This is a genomic window from Sphingorhabdus sp. (assembly GCF_044239005.1).
Lineage (GTDB): Bacteria > Pseudomonadota > Alphaproteobacteria > Sphingomonadales > Sphingomonadaceae > Sphingorhabdus_B.
Map to the genome: position 1 here is coordinate 13,736 of NZ_JBIICH010000011.1, position 17,409 is coordinate 31,144.

Sequence of the window (17,409 nt, forward strand, 5' to 3'; positions counted from 1 at the left end):
GGGGAGTGCTATGTCGTTATTTGACATGAGAGGGCAGGTCGCGGTTATCACCGGATCATCGCGCGGTATCGGCAAGGCAATCGCCGAAGAAATGGCCGAGCAAGGTGCGAAGGTCGTCATATCCAGCCGCAAGCTTGACGTCTGCGATGAAGTCGCCGCCGCGCTTAATGCGAAATATGGCGAAGGCACAGCGGTCGCAATTGCCGCCAATATTTCGTCCAAGGAAAGTCTGCAGGCTTTAGTCGATGGCAGTCGCAAAGCATTTGGCAAGATTACAGCGTTGGTCTGCAACGCGGCGTCGAACCCATATTACGGCCCGATGGCGGACATCAGCGACGACGCGTTCAGCAAAATCCTGACCAACAATATCGTCGCCAACAACTGGCTCATTTCCATGGTTGCGCCGGAAATGATCGCACGCGGCGAAGGGTCTATTACGATTATATCGTCAATCGGTGGTCTGAAAGGATCGTCCGTCATTGGCGCATATTGTATTTCCAAAGCAGCGGACATGCAGCTGGCGCGCAATCTGGCCGACGAATATGGACCAAAAGGTGTGCGGGTGAACTGCATCGCGCCGGGCTTGATCAAGACCGATTTTGCAAAGGCGCTTTGGGACAACCCCGAAACATTGAAACGATCGACATCGACCGCATCGCTAAAGCGTATTGGTGAGCCCCATGAAATTGCGGGCGCAGCAGTATTTCTGGCTTCCCCGGCCGGCGCGTTTATGACGGGGCAAACAATGGTCATTGACGGCGGCGTGACAAGCAGCGGCGGAGGAGTAGGATAATGGGCGCATTAGTAGGCAAAGTAGCCATCATCACAGGTGCAGGTTCAGGCATTGGCCGCGCATCGGCCATTCGCTTTGCCGCCGAGGGCGCAAAGGTCGTTTTGGGCGATATGGCCGCATCGGTGCATGACACCGCCGCCATGATTGGCGACGCCGCCACCGCCGTCCAGATGGACGCAGGTGATGAGGCAGATGTCGCCGCGATTGTCGCAAAGGCGATTGAGCTGCACGGACATCTGGATGTCGCCTTTGCCAATGCGGGCATTTCCGGCGGCATGGAAGGTATCTTCGACAACACAGTCGAAAATTTCACCAGCGTCTTGCGCGTCAACCTCATTGGCCCTTGGCTGATGGTTAAGCATGCGGGCAAGGTCATGGCTGATGCCGGCAATGGCGGTTCGATCATCCTGACCGCAAGTGTCGCGGGCATTCGTTCGGGCGCAGGCGGCCCGCCTTATTCGGCATCGAAGGCCGGCGTCATCAATCTGGCGCAAGTCAGCGCGCAACAATTGTCGGGCACCAATGTCCGTTGCAACGCCATTTGCCCCGGCCTGACCGAAACCGGCATGACCAAGCCGACATTTGATTATGCCAAGGAAAAGGGCGTGACCGACAAGATCGGCCGTCTCAACCCGCTGCGCCGCGGCGCACAGCCGGAGGAGCTCGCCAATGTCGCCTTGTTCCTTGCGAGTGATCAGGCCAGCTACGTCAATGGTCAAGCCATTGCCGTCGACGGCGGCCTTTCCAGCTCACACCCCGTAACCCGCCAATTAACAGGACAAACAGCCGTATGACCGCCGAAGAATTGGGTTTCCGTCCAGACCGGCTGGCCCGGATACCGGCATTCATTCAGACCGAATATCTCGACAGCGGCAAATTGCCGTTTGCGGCGCTGCTGGTCGGACGCGGTGATGATATCGCGCTTCAGTGGAATTCAGGCGTTGCCGACGACGCAATCTTTCGCATTGCATCGATGACCAAGCCCATCACCTCGGTCGCGTTCATGCAGCTGGTCGAACAGGGCAAGGTTGCGCTGACCGAGCCGGTTGCCAAATATATTCCGGAATTTGCGAAACTGGGCGTATTTATGGGCGGCGGCGGCAATGTGCCGTTTATGACGCGCCCGCCAACGACCCAGATGCGCATCGTCGATCTGCTGCGCCACACCGCTGGTTTTACCTATAGCTTTCAGGAACAGGGCAATATCGACGCGGCCTACCGCAAGACCGATGTTGAAAGCTGGACCAAAAATACTTCGCAAAGCGTGATCGACACGCTGGCGCAAATCCCGCTGGAATTCGACCCCGGCACGCAGTGGAATTATTCCGTCGCCACCGACATTGTCGGCATATTGGTGGAACGGATCAGCGGATTATCACTGCCTGAATATTTCCAGACGCATATCTTTGCGCCGCTGGGCATGGCCGATACATTTTTCCAAGTGCCCGCCGATAAGGCATCGCGCATCCCAGACGGCTATAGCTTTGACCCCGACACCAAGATGAAGCTGATCGACAAGGCCGGGTCCGAAAGTGCCTGGGCCAAGGGTTGGACGTTCAACTCCGGCGGCGGCGGCCTTGCGTCGAGCATAGCCGACTATCACCGTTTTTGCCGGATGCTGCTCAATGGCGGCGCGTTGGATGGCGCACAAATTTTGAGCCCCAAAACGATAGAATTGATGACCGCCAACCATATTCCGGGCGGCCAAGACCTGACGCAAATGTCGAAGTCTTTGTTTAGCGAGGCCGAAATGGCCGGCATTGGCTTTGGCCTTGGCTTTGCCACGACCATCGACAGCGCGGCGACATTGGCGCCATGTTCCAACGGCGATTTTTATTGGGGTGGCATGTATTCCACCGCCTTTTTTGTCGATCCGGTGGAAGACATCATCATGATTTTCATGACGCAATTGCTGCCATCGACCACCTATCCGGTGCGTCGCGAAATCAAGACGATGATCTATTCGGCGCTGACAGCCTAAACGAACTGTTTTGCACATAAACCACGTCATGCTGAACTTGGTTCAGCATCCATCGTGCCACGCGGGCCGAAAATAGACCCTGAAACAAGTTCAGGGTGACGACGTTGTGGATGGGCAAAAAATTTTCGGAGCAAACCGACCCCCTAAACCGTCGCAATCTCCACCTGATTGACCGGCACGGGTTTTGCCCGTGCCGCAATCAGGCTTCCGCCCACAATCAACGCCGTGCCCAAAAGCACAGGCCAGGTGACGGGTTCGGCGAAAAACAGCCAGCCGAAAAACGCTGCCCAGACGAAGGCGGTATATTCGACCGGAATCAAAATCTGCGCTTCTGCACGTGCATATGCCCAGCTTAATAGGAGCAGAGAGATAACGGCCAGCGCCGCGGAACTGACGACCATTGGGGCATCAGACATGCCGATGGGCTGCAAAAACCATGGCGCGACAAGGCCCAGCGTTAACGCCACAAACAGATTCTGGAAAAAGGCGATCTCGATTGGGCCAGCGACTTGCGCCTGCTGCCGCGCGAGAATGAGGTTATAGGCAAACACCACCGCCGAAAACAAAACCGCAGCAGCACCCCAGATATGGTCCATCGTATAATGTCCGCTCAACCGGCCCGCCATGATGATGGCAACGCCGCCCAAACCCGTCAGCGACGCCCAGATCGCCTCTTTACCAATGGTTTCTTTCAACATCACGGCGGCAAGATATAGCGCGATGACCGGCGCGATGAAGCTGAGACCAATGGCTTCGGCCAAAGGCAATTTCGTGAGCGACCAGAAAAAACTGACCGCCATCACCGCGACGACGATGCTGCGCCACAAATGGATTTTCAGCAGATTTAGTGACGGCCATTTCTGCCGCGTGCCGACGAACAAAACGCCCATCAACAACGCACCGACGGTGTTGCGCCACATCACCGCATTATACGCACCAATGGAGAGCGCCAGATCCTTCATCGCCGCGTCCATCAGCGAAAATGTGCCGACACCAGCCGCTGCCACCATGAATGGGATAAAGGGGCGCGGGTGCAATTCAGCCATGGCTAAATGCTATGCGCCGCAAGGCCCGTCAGGGCATCGCCATCGACCCGGTACACCGTCCATTCGTCCATCGGACGTGCGCCAAGCGCCTTGTAAAAATCAATCGCGGGCGTGTTCCAATCGAGCACCGACCATTCCAGCCGCGCACAATCGCGTTCCACAGCAAGCGCCGCAAGCTTACCCAGCAATGCCTTGCCAAGGCCCGAGCCACGCGCGTCGGGCCGGACGAACAGATCCTCCAGATAAATCCCCGGACGCCCTTCAAAGGTCGAAAAATTGTGGAAGAACAATGCAAAGCCCTGCGGCGTGCCGTCAATCTCACCGATCAACACCTCAGCAAAGGGGCGCGGCCCAAACAGCTTTTGCGCCATCACCGCTTCATCAAAACGCACTTCATGGGCAAGCTTTTCATATTCCGCGAGGTCACGGATGAACTGGCCAATGAGCGAAATGTCGGCTGGCGTCGCCGAACGAATGGAGAGGATCAAGCCGCTTTCCCGTGCAACGTATCCATGCTGACGCTGGTGCCGGCGTCGATCTCGGCCGCTTTGGCTTCGACCAGTTTGACGATGTGGCTGACCATGTCGTCATTTTCGACATGGTGATCGGTCACGCCGGACAGATAGACCATATGCTTGCCATTGCCGCCGCCGGTGATGCCAATATCGGTTTCGCGCGCTTCGCCGGGGCCGTTGACGACGCAGCCAAGCACGGAGAGTGACATGGGCGTCTTGATATGGCTCAGCGCGTCCTCCAGCTTTTGCACGGTGCGGATGACGTCGAAACCTTGGCGGGCACAGCTGGGGCAGCTGACGACGCGCACGCCGCGCGTACGCAGGCCCAATGCCTTGAGGATTTCATAGCCAACGCGAACTTCCTCTTCGGGTTCGGCAGACAGGCTGACGCGGATGGTGTCGCCAATTCCGGCCCAGAGCATATTGCCCATGCCGATGGATGATTTGACTGTGCCGCCAATCAATCCGCCCGCTTCGGTAATCCCAAGATGCAGCGGGCAATCCACCGCCTCGGCCAGCCCCATATAGGCCGCAACCGCAAGGAATACGTCGGACGCTTTGACCGCGACCTTATATTCGTGGAAATCATGGTCTTGCAGCAGCTTGATATGGTCAAGCGCGCTTTCGATCAGCGCTTCGGGACAGGGCTCGCCATATTTTTCAAGCAGGTCCTTTTCCAAGGATCCGGCGTTCACACCAATACGGATCGCGCAGCCATTGGCCTTGGCGGCGTTGACGACCTCTTTCACGCGCTCGGACGAGCCGATATTGCCTGGGTTAATCCGCAAGCACGCAGCGCCAGCGTCCGCCGCCTCAAGCGCGCGTTTATAATGGAAATGAATGTCGGCGACGATGGGCACATTGGCGGCGCGCACGATCTGTTTCAGCGCAGCGGTGCTTTCGACATCAGGGCAGGACACGCGGATGATATCGACCCCTGCATCTTCACAGCGGCGGATTTGGGCGATGGTCGCGGCGGCATCGCTGGTCAGCGTGTTGGTCATCGTTTGCACCGCAATCGGGGCATTTCCACCAACGGGAACATTACCCACCATGATTTGGCGGGACTGACGACGCGCGATATCGCGCCAAGGGCGAATGGAAGACATTGGGGGGATATAGGCGGCTTGGAATATTCCCGCAATCATCATCCTATACTTCCAACACGCGATTGTTGCTTTGATTTACACGCCGTTACAAACTATGGCGCGCACATGAAACGCTTGCTCATTGCTCTTCTCGTCCTTGTCGCACCACTTGCCCCTGTTCAGGCCTATTGGGAATATGGGCATGAAACCGTGGCGCACATTGCACAGGCCAATATGTCGCCCAATGCGCGCGCGAATATGCAACGTCTGTTGCGTGCAGCGCCGATGCTCGGCACGCCCAAATGCACAATGCGCAATATCGGCGACGTCAGCGTCTGGGCGGATTGCATCAAGAGCGATCGTGCGCGCTGGGGCTACACCAACAGCTGGCATTATCAGAATGTCGATATCTGCAAGCCGTTCGATCTGAAAAGCGCGTGCGCCGACGGAAACTGCGTGTCGGCGCAGATCGACCGCAACTTTGCGTTACTGTCGAACAAGGCGCTGCCTGCGCATCTCCGTTTGCAGGCGCTGGCTTTTCTCGTGCATTTTGTGGGTGACATTCACCAGCCATTGCACGCCGGTGACCGTGCGGACCGCGGCGGCAATGATCTAAAGGTCATATATGGCAATATGCGGGGATATAATTTGCATATGGTGTGGGATGGCTTGCTCGCCGACCGCGCGCTTTCTGCCGCACCGGCGATTGTGCGCGTGTTTTCGCCCGCGGAGAAAGCAGCTATCAAACAAGGCAATGCGCGCCTGTGGAGCGAAGAAAATTGGGCAATATCTAAAGAGATTGTCTATCCCCGCGCGGTCGATGGCGACCCATGTGGCGCAAAGCCAACCGCACCCGTCGTCATTGATGAAGCCGACATCGCTGCGTCACGCGCCGCATTACGCCAGCAGGTCGAACGCGGCGGGATCAGGCTCGCGCGCTTATTGGACCAAGCGCTGCGTTAACCCTTAAAGCCCGCGCCATTTCCAGCCGCCCTCGGTGTGGTTGCGGACGATGATGGTGAAAATGCCGGTCACGATCAACATGAGCGCGACCGTCACTATTGTGGGTATCGCTTGATCATTGTCCGCAAGCAGCGCCAAGCCAATCATCGCAAGAAGATAAAAGCCGAGCACGGCCCATCCCTGCCACTTGAACGGCAGGCCAGCGCCATAGCCGAAACGTTTTGCCCGAAACCAAGGTTCTTTGCCGAAGAATAGGTCACGCATCTCACATCTCCTTTGGCGGACGCCCGCGTTTTGCCAAGGCCGCACGCAACAATAGCTTATTTTCTGTATGGGCGCTCGGGAAATCAACAAAAAAGGGCTGCGCAGAATTTCGCCTGCGCAGCCCCGTTTTGGTTTGATAAAAAGCGTTATTCGCCCGTCGGGAAACCGCGCTTTTTCATGATATATTTCACATCAGGATCGCGACCACGAAATGCGCGATAGGCTTCGATCCGGTCGGTTTCATTGCCCGTTGCCAGCAACATCGACCGGAACCGCTCGGCTGTTTCCTTGTCCCAGACATCGCCCTTTTCGGTGAAGGCCGCCCATGTATCGGCATCCATCGTTTCGGACCAGAGATAGCTGTAATAACCCGCCGAATAGCCATCATCGGCAAACAGGTGGTTAAACTGCGGCAGGCGATGGCGCATCGCCATTTCCTTGGGCATGCCGATTTCGGCGAGCGTATCGCGTTCAAATGCGCGCGGATCGGTGACGGGTTCGCTGCGGTTATGCAGCTTCATATCCAAAATGGCGCTCGACAGATATTCCACGGTCGAAAAGCCTTGGTTGAACGTATCACTCGCGCGGATTTTTTCGACCAAGGCGGCCGGGATTGGCTCCCCTGTTTTATAATGCTTGGCATAAGTGTTGAGCACATAAGGCGTCAGCAGCCAGTTTTCGTTCACCTGGCTTGGATATTCCACAAAGTCGCGCGGCGTGCCGCCAAGGCCCGGCCATGTGATGTCGTAGTTCAGATAATGGATCGCGTGACCGAATTCGTGGAACAATGTCGACGCGTCATCAATGCTGATCAGCGTTGGCACGCCATCGGCGCCGGGCACGAAGTTGTTGTTGTTCGATGCCAGCACGATGTCATTCTTGCCGCCCAATGTATGCTGGCTGCGATAAGTGGTCATCCATGCGCCCGAACGCTTGCCGGCGCGCGCGAAATTGTCGAGGTAGAACAAGCCAACGACCTTGCCATCGCGCTTAACCTCAAATGTCCGCACCTTGGGTTCGAACACAGGGACTGTGCCCGTGTTTTCGGAGAAGCTCATGCCATATAGCTTGCCCGCGGCGTCGAACATCGCGGCGACCATATTATCCAACTGGAAATAAGGTTTAATCGCTTCTTGATCGAGGTCATATTTCGCTTTGCGCACCTTTTCGGCGTAAAAACGATAATCCCATGGCGCGATCGTGATGTTGTCGGCATTGGCGATGGCCTGCATGTCGGCCACTTCTTCTTTGACGCGGGCGGCAGCAGCAGGCCAGACCTTCATCATCAGGTCCATCGCCTTGTTCGGGTCCTTCGCCATCGTGTCGGCCATGCGGTAATGGGCATGGGTCGGGAAGCCCAGGATTTCGGCGCGCTGCTGACGCAGTTTCAATATTTCGGCGATGGTCGCGTTGGTGTCGTTCGCGTTCTGGTTATCGCCGCGCATCGTGAACGCACGCCAGACCTTTTCACGCAAATCGCGCCGCGTTGAATTTTCAAGGAAAGGCTGCACGGCAGAACGGGTGTTCACGACGGCCCAACCGGCCTGGCCCTTTGCCTTGGCCGCAGCCTGAATCGCCGCGACATAGCTTTCGGGTAAACCCGCAAGGTCCGCCGTGTCGGTTATGAGGATGAAGGTTTCTTCATCCGCCAGAACCTTTTCGGAAAAAGCAGAGAATTTCTTGGCAAGATCGGTCTCTATGCGGATGACTTCTGCTTTCTTGCCCGCATCGAGCATCGCTCCATTGCGGACCAGACCGTCATAGGTCCGCTCCAAAAGACGCATTTGTTTGGCATCTAGTCCAAGATTGGCGCGCTGATCGTAGAGATATTTGACGCGCTGGAAATAACGGGCATCCAGCGAGAGTTCGGAGAAGAACGCGCTAACCTTTGGTTCCCATTCCGCCTGAATTTTGCGGACTTCGGGGTTCGACAGGTTGGATGAATGCACACCCCAGATCGAGAATAAACGCCCGATTTTTTCGCCGGACAGTTCGCTGGCGGTGATGGTGTTGTCGAACGTGATGGCTTCGGGCTTTGCGAGCATCGCTTCAAACTCGGCCTTTGATGCATTCATGGCTGCCTGAAACGCGGCCGGGAAGTCCGCAACTTTAACCTTGTCCCATGGCGGCACGCCTTCATAAGGCCCGGTCCATTCTTGAAGCAACACGGGGTCGCTGGCCGATTGGCCGGACTTCATTTCTTTCGCTTGTGCAACCGCCGTCATCGCAACTCCTGACATTAAAAGCGCCGCTGCGCTCAACATGATTTTTCCCGTTTTCACCTAAATATGCTCCTCTGCATTTTGCGGCCCGTATGCGCAGGCGCAATGAAAAGGGGGATTAGCGCATCAGGGGCGCCTTGCAAACAACCAGTCGGCCAAAACTGTTACTTCCAAAATGGATATAAATTGTACATGGCGCGCACCGCAAGCATCGCGCGTTCGCGACGTGAGGCCCCTATTCGCATTTCCGGGAGAATATATATATGGCAAAACCCCCGTCCACCTTCGGTTCCAGCATCGATGGCCGCACGGCCATGATCGTCGGCGGCACGGCGCAACGCGTCGCTGAACTCAAGCGATTATTGTCCTTAATGGGCTGCACCGCGCTGGTGATGGACGATACACAGCGGACGGATTTCATTTTGGTCCATTTTACGTCCAAAATGGATATACCCGCAGATTTCCTAGCGCGCATATCGCGGTATCTTCAAATGCATCGGAGCACTGCGTTGGTGTGGACCAATATGGACGGGCTCGAGGACGCTTATGCAGCGCTTCCGCAAGGCCAGTGCCATTTTTTTGTCGACGCTGACTACATTGAGGCGATGCCGATTTTGGCGGGGGCGTTTGGACGGGGCGAAATGGACCGACTGCATGACACGAACCGTGATGTTCCATTCGGATCGCTGCACCGAATCAGCGACGAGCTTGCAGAATTTGCCCGCACTCTTGCCCGCATGGCCGATTCGGAACCCAAAACGTCGGTATCCGACAAAGCTATTTCCTTTCGGCCAGCGCCATTGGGTGGGTTTCAGGGATTTCCACCCACCAGTGCTATGCGCGCGGACGCGACGGACCCCCAAATGCTGCGCGAGATCATCAAGCTGCGCCGTATGCGGGAGCGTTATTTTCCGCCCGATCTGTTCGCGGACCCGGCCTGGGATATTTTGCTAGACCTAAAGGCTGCCGGGCAAGAAGGGCAGCATGTGTCGGTTTCCAGCCTGTGTATTGCCGCTGCGGTTCCCCCGACGACTGCATTGCGGTGGATTACCGCAATGACCGAAAGCGGTATGCTCGTCCGGCGTCAGGATCCAGCCGATGCACGGCGGGTTTTCATTGAACTGTCGGACGAAACATCTGCCAAGCTCGATGATTATTTTGTCGCAATCGGCATCCGTTCCGCTCCGATCATCTGATTAGGCTTGCAAAAGCCAAAACGCTTTGGCAAAGGCGCGCTTCCCCTAGTGGGGCGCTTAGCTCAGTTGGTAGAGCATCTCGTTTACACCGAGAGGGTCAGCGGTTCGAGCCCGTTAGCGCCCACCATTTTTGGATAATGGCCGTTCGAGGCACCAAAAATGCAGGACACCCTTTTTCCATTCATAGTTCATAAAGTTTTCTGCTGGCATTTTGTCGCCATGCGGCGACTTTTTGCAACATTGGGCACAGGCTTCATCCTATTGTCGGCAGGGTTTTTACCCGACACAGCCTTTGCCCGGGAAACCGATCAAGCGGAAATCACCAATTGCAATGATCCCCGCCACAAACATGTGGTCGTGCGGTCACCAACCGAATCACTGCCTGTGCGAAAATTGGAAAAGCAGCGCGTCCGCCGGATATTGATGTAGGGTCAGGACCTATTAGTCCGCTGCGCGCAGCAGCTTTGCCATTTCGGCCTCATCCCATTCCACACCGCCGGCCACGCGCCACACTTCTTTGCCATCGCTGTCATATAATATGGTGGTGGGCAGCGCGATCGCGTTGTTGAACGCCGTCAATAGTGCATTATCAGCATCGGTATAGGGCACCAAATTCTTGACCCCTGTTTCCGTGAAAAAGGCAACAACAGGTGCGCGTCCTTCAAGGTCTTGCGACACAGCGATCACGTTCATCCGGCCTTTTTCCGACGCTGCCAGCGCATCCAGCGTCGGCATTTCCGCTTTGCACGGTGCGCACCATGTTGCCCAGATGTTGAGCAGCAACGGCTTGCCTTCAAAATCGGCAAGGCTCACATCCTGACCCTGCGCATCGGCAAAAGTTGCCGATGGCGCTTTTTGGCCTGCAAATGTGTAGCTGAGCGTGGCGCGCATGCCATTGGCGCTTTCAAGAGTAATATCGACCTTGTCAGATGCGCCTGCCTTGGCCGTGGATGCGGGTTGCGCTTGCCCCTTGGGTTGGCTTTCTTTATCGCAGCCAGCCAGCACTAAAAGGATTAAGGCAATTACAAAGCGCATCTCTGATTCCAATAGCATGTGGGGCGGCCGGTTTGGCGAAGGCCCTGGCGTTATCATGCGCGAGATAAATGCCTCCATCCCATTCGACAAGCGTCTTTGGCAGGAAGACATAGCCGGCAGCAAAGCGCATGCCGATATGCTAGCCGCAAACGGGATTATAACGGCATCAGACAATGCCGCGATCCAAAGCGGGCTCGATAGCATTTACGCCGAATATGAAGCCAATGGTGTGCCCGAAGACCTCACGCTTGAAGACATTCATATGGTCACCGAAACGCGGTTACGGGCATTGGTGGGTGAGCCAGCAGCACGCTTGCACACCGCGCGGTCGCGCAATGACCAAGTCGCCACCGACTTCCGCCTTTGGGTGCGCAATGCGACCGATGAAATCGATGCGGGCCTGCGCGCATTCCAGTCGGCGCTGGTGACACGTGCCGAAGAACATGCCGACAGCATCATGCCCGGTTTCACGCATTTGCAAGTCGCCCAGCCTGTTACGCTTGGCCATCATCTGATGGCTTATTATGAAATGACAAAGCGCGACCGCAGCCGCTTTGCCGATTGCCGCAGCCGGTTGAACCAATCCCCCTTGGGCGCGGCTGCACTTGCAGGAACATCCTTTCCAATCGACCGCGCCGCAACGGCATTGGCGCTTGGCTTTGACGGCCCCATGGCGAACAGTCTGGACTCGGTTTCCGACCGCGACTTCGCGCTTGAGTTCCTTACGGCCGCCGCACAAACGGCGCTTCATCTGTCGCGGTTGGCCGAAGAAATGATCATATGGGCGTCGCAGCCTTATGGTTTCATCAGCCTGCCCGACGCATGGTCGACGGGCAGTTCCATCATGCCGCAAAAGCGCAATCCCGACGCGGCTGAACTGGTGCGCGGACATGCAGGACGGATCATTGGCTGCATGAACAGCCTGATGATCACCATGAAGGGTCTGCCGCTTGCATATTCCAAGGACATGCAGGACGATAAACCTCCGGTGTTTGAGGCATATGACCTGCTGGCTTTGTCCATCGCCGCGATGACGGGCATGGTTGCCAATGTGACATTTAATACGCCGCGCATGCGCGATGTTGCCGCCAGCGGGTTTTCCACCGCTACCGATCTGGCCGACTGGCTGGTGCGCGAATTTGGCATGCCCTTCCGCGAGGCGCATCATGTTACCGGCAGCGTCGTTAAATCCTGCGAAGCGCGCGGCATAAGCCTGTCCGAAATCACCGTGGACGATCTTTCTGCCATCAATCCTGCGCTAGCTGGCTGCAATCTGCCCGATCTGTCGATTGAGGGATCGGTAAACAGCCGGACGAGTGCTGGCGGCACGGCACCTATGCGCGTAAAAGAAGCCATCAGCACTGCCAAAAAGGAACTTGAGGCATGAAACCGGCGCGCACCACCTTCATCATTGGCGTCGCCATGTGCGTTGCAGGCTGCGGCAAAGTCGGCGATCTGGAACCCCGCACGGGCAACAGCATGCCGCCGCAAGCTTATGGCCAGACCACGGACCAAACGGCAAAGCTTCTCACGACTCCATCGGTTCAGGCACGGCCAGGGCGCACCGACGAGCTGCTGAAACGGTCCGACCGGCGCGAAGATGATCCGTTCGACATTCCGCCAGGGCAAGAACCCAAACCGTTTGACCCCGAAAAGACCGATCCGTCCGAAAAAACGCCTTCCAAATAAGTATCCCATCCTATGAACTATTTTGACGTTAAAAATGGCGTGTTGCACGCCGAAGATGTCGCGCTGCCCGATATTGCGGCGGCGGTTGGCACACCTGTCTATATCTACTCGCGCGCAACGCTGGAGCGGCACGCGCAAGTGTTCCGCGCTGGCTTGTCGGCCCTTGATAACCCGCATTTGGCCTTTGCCGTGAAATCCAACCCGAATTTGGCCGTGCTCAAGGTGCTCGCGCGTCAGGGCTATGGCGCGGATGTTGTGTCGGGCGGCGAAATGGACCGCGCACTTGCTGCAGGCATGGCGCCAGAAGACATTGTGTTTTCGGGCGTTGGCAAGACGGCCGAAGAAATCGTCCGCGCATTGAAGGCAGGTATCGGGCAATTCAATATCGAGTCCGAAGAAGAAGGCCGCGAGCTTGCGACGCTTGCGAACGCATTGAACTATCAAGCGAACGCCGTGCTGCGCATCAACCCAGATGTCGACGCCGGAACACATGGCAAGATTTCAACGGGGAAAGCCGACAATAAATTTGGCGTGGGCATTCACCGCGCGACGGAAATTTATGGCCGCTTAAATGCGTTGCCTGGACTGAATATGCGCGGCGTTGCGGTGCATATCGGCAGCCAGTTGACCAGCCTCGAGCCGTTGGAGACAGCGTTCACAAAAGTCGGCGTCCTGATACAGGAGCTGCGCGATCAAGGCCACAAAATCACCCATGTTGACTTGGGCGGCGGCCTTGGCGTGCGCTATCGCGACGGTGACAATCCGCCTGAACCTGCCGAATATGGCGCGATGGTTGCGAGGGTGACCAAGGACTGGGGCGTGCGTTTGATGTTCGAACCCGGCCGTGTCATCGCCGGAAACGCGGGCGTCCTGCTGACGCGCGTAATTCGCGTGAAGCCCGGATCGGGCAATGCACCCTTTGCCATTGTCGATGCCGCAATGAATGACTTGGCGCGGCCCGCGCTATACGACGCGTGGCATGATTTTGACGCGGTCGAACCAAATGGCCGCAAAATGACCGCCAACATTGTGGGCCCCGTCTGCGAAACCGGCGATACCTTTGCCATGGGCCGCGAAATCGATGTTGTTGAGGCCAATGACCTCGCGATATTCCGCACCGCGGGCGCGTATGGCGCGACGATGGCGAGCACCTATAACAGCCGCGGCCTCGTTCCCGAAGTGCTCGTCGACGGCGATAAATTTGCGGTGGTTGCGGAACGTATTTCGCCCGAGACCATTCTCGCTGCCGAGCATGTGCCCGACTGGCTGAAATAAGGATAGAGATTTGGATCAGCTCCCCATTTTCGTAAATCTGAAGGGCCGAAATGTCATTTTGGTCGGTGAAGGCGAAATGGCGGATGCGAAACGGCGGCTTATTGAACGCGCGGGCGGCATTTGCGTTGATGCCGCCGATCGCATGGCACGGATTGCCTTCGTCGCAATCGCCGAAGAAGAAGACGCCCGCGTTGCTGCTGACGAATTGAAAGCCCGTGGCTTGCTGGTCAACGTCGTCGACCGCCCCGAAATTTGTGATTTTACGACACCCGCGATTGTCGACCGGACCCCTGTGTTGATTGCAGTCGGCACCGGCGGCGCATCGGCGGGCATGGCCAAGGCCATTCGCCAGCGTATCGAAACACTGCTGCCTGAAACATTGGGTCCGCTGGCCGAAGCTATTTCCCGCGCCCGCAGCAAAATCCGCGCGCGTTGGTCCGAAGGGGCGGAGCGCCGACGTGCATTGGATCAGGGTTTCGCCGCCGGTGGCATGCTTGACCCGTTCGGCACGCATGACGACGCGACGGTCGACAATTGGATCATGCAGGCAGAAAATCCCAAGGGCGACCGGTTGATCGAAATTGCATTGCTCTCCGCCGATCCCGATGACCTCACATTGCTCACCGCGCGGCTCCTTGGCGAAGCGGACAATGTGTTTCATGATCCCGGCGTGCCAGCGGCCATCCTCAACCGTGCACGTGCAGATGCCGTTCGGCACGCAAGTGCACCACCAGTGGTACCGCCTGAGGGCTTGTCCTTGTTCCTGCGGTTGCCGTTGGCGCAAGGATAGGGCATGACGACAGCGTAAATAGTCGCAAGGTCTTCATTGTGTCCGCTTTCCCATCTAAAATTTGCTTTTACGGCTGTGGTAATATGGGGGGCGCCATGCTGCGCGGTTGGCTTGCTGCCGATATCGCCCCCGCCGCGTTCCACATCATTGATCCGGTTGCCGAAAACCTCCCAGAGGGCGTCCATGTCCATCGGTCTTCAGCCGCAATGGACACGGGCTTTGATGTCGTCATATTGGGTATAAAGCCGCAGCTTTTGGCTGAGCTGGCGCCCGAAATAGCGCGCATACTCGCCCCCGGGGCAACGTTGATATCCATACTTGCCGGAACCACGACCGATACGCTTTCTGCGTATTTTCCCGATGCGCGCGTCATACGGCTGATGCCCAATTTGGCCGCCGCGATTGGCAAGTCCCCGCTGGGTGTTTTTGCGCCGCATGACGATGCGCAGCAACGGGCAGAGATGGCATCCTTACTGTCTCCGCTGGGTGCGGTCATCTGGATCGACGACGAAGCGCATATGGACGCCGTCACGGCGCTTGCGGGGTCCGGGCCAGCGTTCGTCTATCGTTTCATTGATGCACTGACCCAAGGCGGTGAAGCCGCCGGATTGCCGCGCGATGTTGCCGCACAACTGGCGCTGGCAATGACCGAGGGCGCAGCGATCTTGGCCGCGACCGCATCGGAAACGCCCGCTGATCTGGCGCGGCGCGTGACCAGTCCGGGCGGCACCACAGCCGCAGGGCTCGCGGTGCTGGATTCGGATGCAGCGTTGAACATATTGATGACCGATACATTGCGCGCCGCACGTGACCGGGGCGCTGAACTTGCAAAGGGCGATGCGACGTGAAGTTTAAAATTGCACTCATCTTAAGCTGCGTCACTTTTGCGTCGTCAGCGTCCGCAATGGTCGCAACGCCGCCATCGACCGAAGTGGCCACCGCCAATCTTGCCAAGGCTGGCCCCATCGAGAGTTTGGACCTGTCGCAATTGGCCGACGGCATTGATAATGGCGCGCTGAACAGCGAAGCGATTACGGCGGCCTATCTGGCGCGGATTGCAGCGGTGGATGACAGCGGCCCCATGCTCAATGCGGTCATCGCCACCTTCCCCGATGCGATTGAACAGGCCCGCGCCATGGATGCGGAACTACGCGCGGGCACATATCGCGGGCCAATGCATGGCATTCCGGTGTTGGTGAAGGACAATGTCGAAGTGGCCGGACCCATCGCGACGACGGTAGGATCATTGGCCTTGGCCGGTAATATCACCAATCGCGATGCACCGTTGATCGCGCGGCTGCGCGCGGCGGGCGCGGTCATTCTTGGAAAAACCAATTTGAGCGAATGGGCCAATATCCGGTCTGATAACTCCACCAGCGGATGGAGCGCTGTGGGCGGCCTCACCAAAAATCCGCACGCGCTTGACCGCAACAGCTGCGGCTCGTCCAGCGGCAGTGGTTCTGCAATGGCTGCGGGCCTTGCGGCAGGCAGCATTGGCACCGAAACCGATGGGTCGATCACCTGCCCCGCTGGCGTCAACGGCGTGGTCGGGTTCAAGCCCACCGTCGGTCTTGTCTCGCGCCGCTATATCGTGCCCATCAGCCACAGTCAGGACACCGCAGGCCCCATGACGCGTTCGGTCCGTGATGCCGCCATCATGCTCACGGCAATGGCAGGTTCCGATCCACAGGACGCCGCGACCGCCGATGCCGACACATGGCGCGGCGATTACAGCAAGGACCTTTCTGTCGATGGGTTAAAAGGCATGCGCATTGGCGTTCTGCGCGCGCCCAACGTTGACGCCGCATTGTTCGATGCGGCACTTGCCACATTGAAGGCTGGCGGCGCCGAAATCGTCATGCTGGATGGCAGCAAAATTGACCGTCAGAAAATCGGACAAGGCGAATTCAAAGTTCTGCTGGCAGAATTGAAGGCGAACCTCGCGACCTATTTGCAAGCCCTGCCCGAAGGCCTCATCCCGCATAAAACGCTGGCCGATGTCATTGCGTTCAACAAGGCGAATGCCGACACGGAATTGCAGCATTTTGGACAGGACATATTTGAGGCCGCCGACAAAGAAGCCGGGCTAGACGATCCCGCTTATGTGCAAGCACTGGCAACGTCGCGCGGTCTTGCCTCTGGCGCGCTCAATCAGTTTTTTGTCCATGACAAGGTTGATGTCATCGTCGCCCAGACCAATGGTCCGGCGTGGCTTTCCACACTTGGCAAAGGCGATGCTTTTTCGGGACCAAGCGCAAGCCAATTGCCGGCCGTTGCCGGCTTTCCGCATTTGACAGTGCCCATGGGCTTGTCGGCTGGCCTGCCCGTTGGGTTAAGCTTCATCGGGCCAAAATGGCATGACCATGCTGTATTAAAGGCGGGATATGCCTATGAGCAGCTTTCAAAAGCACGTGTGACGCCGCAATTGCGGCCAACTTTAGAAAGTAAGTAAATGGCGTTCGGCAAACCCGACTTGGGCAGCATCGTGCCGAAAGGCGCTGAATTTGACCCTGCCCTTGTGAACAAGATGATGGGCAAATTTGGCCATGGCG

Annotated in this window: 18 protein-coding genes and 1 tRNA gene; 13 read left to right on the forward strand and 6 right to left on the reverse strand. The window is 57.3% G+C overall.

What is annotated here, in order from left to right; all coding sequences use genetic code 11:
* Positions 1-10: 10 nt before the first annotated feature.
* The 3 genes from ACILQA_RS01710 to ACILQA_RS01720 are packed head-to-tail and all read left to right on the forward strand — an operon-like array spanning position 11 to position 2,774.
* Positions 11-793, forward strand: a complete 783-nt coding sequence (locus ACILQA_RS01710; protein ID WP_395628127.1) for an SDR family NAD(P)-dependent oxidoreductase — start codon at positions 11-13, stop codon at positions 791-793.
* Positions 793-1,587 carry an SDR family NAD(P)-dependent oxidoreductase gene (locus ACILQA_RS01715; RefSeq protein ID WP_395628128.1) on the forward strand — a complete coding sequence of 265 codons (795 nt, stop codon included), beginning with the start codon at positions 793-795 and terminating at the stop codon, positions 1,585-1,587. Before ACILQA_RS01710 ends, ACILQA_RS01715 begins: the two co-directional genes overlap by 1 nt.
* Positions 1,584-2,774 carry a serine hydrolase domain-containing protein gene (locus ACILQA_RS01720; protein ID WP_395628129.1) on the forward strand — a complete coding sequence of 397 codons (1,191 nt, stop codon included), beginning with the start codon at positions 1,584-1,586 and terminating at the stop codon, positions 2,772-2,774. The genes ACILQA_RS01715 and ACILQA_RS01720 overlap by 4 nt, the downstream gene beginning before the upstream one ends.
* A 143-nt stretch (positions 2,775-2,917) precedes the next feature.
* Here the strand turns inward: ACILQA_RS01720 and ACILQA_RS01725 are convergent, their stop codons facing one another.
* Genes ACILQA_RS01725 through ispG form a run of 3 tightly spaced genes read right to left on the reverse strand, consistent with a single transcriptional unit; the run spans position 2,918 to position 5,444 of the window.
* Complete coding sequence (locus ACILQA_RS01725; RefSeq protein WP_395628130.1) at positions 2,918-3,820, reverse strand: DMT family transporter; 903 nt, start codon at positions 3,818-3,820, stop codon at positions 2,918-2,920.
* A 2-nt stretch (positions 3,821-3,822) separates the two neighbouring features.
* Positions 3,823-4,308 (reverse strand): GNAT family N-acetyltransferase, encoded by a 486-nt coding sequence (locus ACILQA_RS01730; protein ID WP_395628131.1) that lies wholly within the window; start codon positions 4,306-4,308, stop codon positions 3,823-3,825.
* Complete coding sequence (ispG, locus tag ACILQA_RS01735) at positions 4,305-5,444, reverse strand: flavodoxin-dependent (E)-4-hydroxy-3-methylbut-2-enyl-diphosphate synthase (RefSeq protein ID WP_183939244.1); 1,140 nt, start codon at positions 5,442-5,444, stop codon at positions 4,305-4,307. The genes ACILQA_RS01730 and ispG overlap by 4 nt, the downstream gene beginning before the upstream one ends.
* 105 nt (positions 5,445-5,549) lie before the next feature.
* Here ispG and ACILQA_RS01740 point away from each other — a divergent pair, with 105 nt between their 5' ends.
* Positions 5,550-6,386, forward strand: a complete 837-nt coding sequence (locus ACILQA_RS01740; RefSeq protein ID WP_395628132.1) for a S1/P1 nuclease — start codon at positions 5,550-5,552, stop codon at positions 6,384-6,386.
* A 3-nt stretch (positions 6,387-6,389) separates the two neighbouring features.
* Here ACILQA_RS01740 and ACILQA_RS01745 read toward each other — a convergent pair whose 3' ends face one another.
* Together ACILQA_RS01745 and ACILQA_RS01750 are read right to left on the reverse strand one after the other, a co-directional pair.
* A complete protein-coding gene (locus tag ACILQA_RS01745) occupies positions 6,390-6,650 on the reverse strand; it encodes a hypothetical protein (RefSeq protein WP_395628133.1) in 261 nt (86 codons plus the stop codon).
* Between the two features lie 146 nt (positions 6,651-6,796).
* The gene (locus ACILQA_RS01750) at positions 6,797-8,875 is read right to left on the reverse strand and encodes a M3 family metallopeptidase (RefSeq protein ID WP_395628134.1); all 2,079 of its coding nucleotides are present in this window, start codon (positions 8,873-8,875) and stop codon (positions 6,797-6,799) included.
* Between the two features lie 260 nt (positions 8,876-9,135).
* Between ACILQA_RS01750 and ACILQA_RS01755 the strand changes: the two genes are divergently transcribed.
* The 3 genes from ACILQA_RS01755 (at position 9,136) to ACILQA_RS01765 (ending at position 10,497) form a co-directional block, all read left to right on the forward strand.
* Positions 9,136-10,068 carry a hypothetical protein gene (locus tag ACILQA_RS01755; RefSeq protein WP_395628135.1) on the forward strand — a complete coding sequence of 311 codons (933 nt, stop codon included), beginning with the start codon at positions 9,136-9,138 and terminating at the stop codon, positions 10,066-10,068.
* A 51-nt stretch (positions 10,069-10,119) separates the two neighbouring features.
* Positions 10,120-10,195: transfer RNA gene (locus tag ACILQA_RS01760), tRNA-Val, on the forward strand.
* 92 nt (positions 10,196-10,287) lie between these two features.
* Entirely contained in the window at positions 10,288-10,497 is a 210-nt protein-coding gene (locus ACILQA_RS01765; RefSeq protein ID WP_395628136.1) for a hypothetical protein, read from the forward strand.
* A gap of 12 nt (positions 10,498-10,509) precedes the next feature.
* Here the strand turns inward: ACILQA_RS01765 and ACILQA_RS01770 are convergent, their stop codons facing one another.
* Complete coding sequence (locus ACILQA_RS01770; protein ID WP_395628137.1) at positions 10,510-11,103, reverse strand: TlpA family protein disulfide reductase; 594 nt, start codon at positions 11,101-11,103, stop codon at positions 10,510-10,512.
* A 16-nt stretch (positions 11,104-11,119) separates the two neighbouring features.
* Here ACILQA_RS01770 and argH point away from each other — a divergent pair, with 16 nt between their 5' ends.
* Genes argH through ACILQA_RS01800 form a run of 6 tightly spaced genes read left to right on the forward strand, consistent with a single transcriptional unit; the run spans position 11,120 to position 17,309 of the window.
* The gene (gene argH / locus ACILQA_RS01775; RefSeq protein WP_395628138.1) at positions 11,120-12,490 is read left to right on the forward strand and encodes an argininosuccinate lyase; all 1,371 of its coding nucleotides are present in this window, start codon (positions 11,120-11,122) and stop codon (positions 12,488-12,490) included.
* Complete coding sequence (locus ACILQA_RS01780) at positions 12,487-12,792, forward strand: hypothetical protein (protein WP_395628139.1); 306 nt, start codon at positions 12,487-12,489, stop codon at positions 12,790-12,792. The genes argH and ACILQA_RS01780 overlap by 4 nt, the downstream gene beginning before the upstream one ends.
* Before the next feature lie 12 nt (positions 12,793-12,804).
* Positions 12,805-14,067, forward strand: a complete 1,263-nt coding sequence (gene lysA, locus ACILQA_RS01785; RefSeq protein ID WP_395628140.1) for a diaminopimelate decarboxylase — start codon at positions 12,805-12,807, stop codon at positions 14,065-14,067.
* 10 nt (positions 14,068-14,077) lie between these two features.
* Complete coding sequence (locus ACILQA_RS01790) at positions 14,078-14,857, forward strand: NAD(P)-dependent oxidoreductase (RefSeq protein WP_395628141.1); 780 nt, start codon at positions 14,078-14,080, stop codon at positions 14,855-14,857.
* A 38-nt stretch (positions 14,858-14,895) separates the two neighbouring features.
* Positions 14,896-15,705 carry a pyrroline-5-carboxylate reductase gene (gene proC, locus ACILQA_RS01795; protein ID WP_395628142.1) on the forward strand — a complete coding sequence of 270 codons (810 nt, stop codon included), beginning with the start codon at positions 14,896-14,898 and terminating at the stop codon, positions 15,703-15,705.
* Positions 15,702-17,309, forward strand: coding sequence for an amidase (locus tag ACILQA_RS01800; protein WP_395628143.1), 1,608 nt, complete (start codon positions 15,702-15,704; stop codon positions 17,307-17,309). The genes proC and ACILQA_RS01800 overlap by 4 nt, the downstream gene beginning before the upstream one ends.
* The last annotated feature ends 100 nt before the right edge of the window (positions 17,310-17,409 follow it).

What these genes read in the sequence shown, in the direction of transcription:
- ACILQA_RS01750 (WP_395628134.1), bottom strand. Translation starts at nt 8,875, where the DNA reads ATGACGGCGGTTGCACAAGCGAAAGAAATGAAGTCCGGCCAATCGGCC.
- ACILQA_RS01780 (WP_395628139.1), top strand. Translation starts at nt 12,487, where the DNA reads ATGAAACCGGCGCGCACCACCTTCATCATTGGCGTCGCCATGTGCGTT.
- lysA (WP_395628140.1), top strand. Translation starts at nt 12,805, where the DNA reads ATGAACTATTTTGACGTTAAAAATGGCGTGTTGCACGCCGAAGATGTC.
- argH (WP_395628138.1), top strand. Translation starts at nt 11,120, where the DNA reads ATGTGGGGCGGCCGGTTTGGCGAAGGCCCTGGCGTTATCATGCGCGAG.
- ACILQA_RS01755 (WP_395628135.1), top strand. Translation starts at nt 9,136, where the DNA reads ATGGCAAAACCCCCGTCCACCTTCGGTTCCAGCATCGATGGCCGCACG.
- ispG (WP_183939244.1), bottom strand. Translation starts at nt 5,444, where the DNA reads ATGTCTTCCATTCGCCCTTGGCGCGATATCGCGCGTCGTCAGTCCCGC.
- ACILQA_RS01715 (WP_395628128.1), top strand. Translation starts at nt 793, where the DNA reads ATGGGCGCATTAGTAGGCAAAGTAGCCATCATCACAGGTGCAGGTTCA.
- ACILQA_RS01720 (WP_395628129.1), top strand. Translation starts at nt 1,584, where the DNA reads ATGACCGCCGAAGAATTGGGTTTCCGTCCAGACCGGCTGGCCCGGATA.
- ACILQA_RS01765 (WP_395628136.1), top strand. Translation starts at nt 10,288, where the DNA reads ATGCGGCGACTTTTTGCAACATTGGGCACAGGCTTCATCCTATTGTCG.
- ACILQA_RS01725 (WP_395628130.1), bottom strand. Translation starts at nt 3,820, where the DNA reads ATGGCTGAATTGCACCCGCGCCCCTTTATCCCATTCATGGTGGCAGCG.
- ACILQA_RS01770 (WP_395628137.1), bottom strand. Translation starts at nt 11,103, where the DNA reads ATGCGCTTTGTAATTGCCTTAATCCTTTTAGTGCTGGCTGGCTGCGAT.
- ACILQA_RS01740 (WP_395628132.1), top strand. Translation starts at nt 5,550, where the DNA reads ATGAAACGCTTGCTCATTGCTCTTCTCGTCCTTGTCGCACCACTTGCC.
- ACILQA_RS01710 (WP_395628127.1), top strand. Translation starts at nt 11, where the DNA reads ATGTCGTTATTTGACATGAGAGGGCAGGTCGCGGTTATCACCGGATCA.
- ACILQA_RS01745 (WP_395628133.1), bottom strand. Translation starts at nt 6,650, where the DNA reads ATGCGTGACCTATTCTTCGGCAAAGAACCTTGGTTTCGGGCAAAACGT.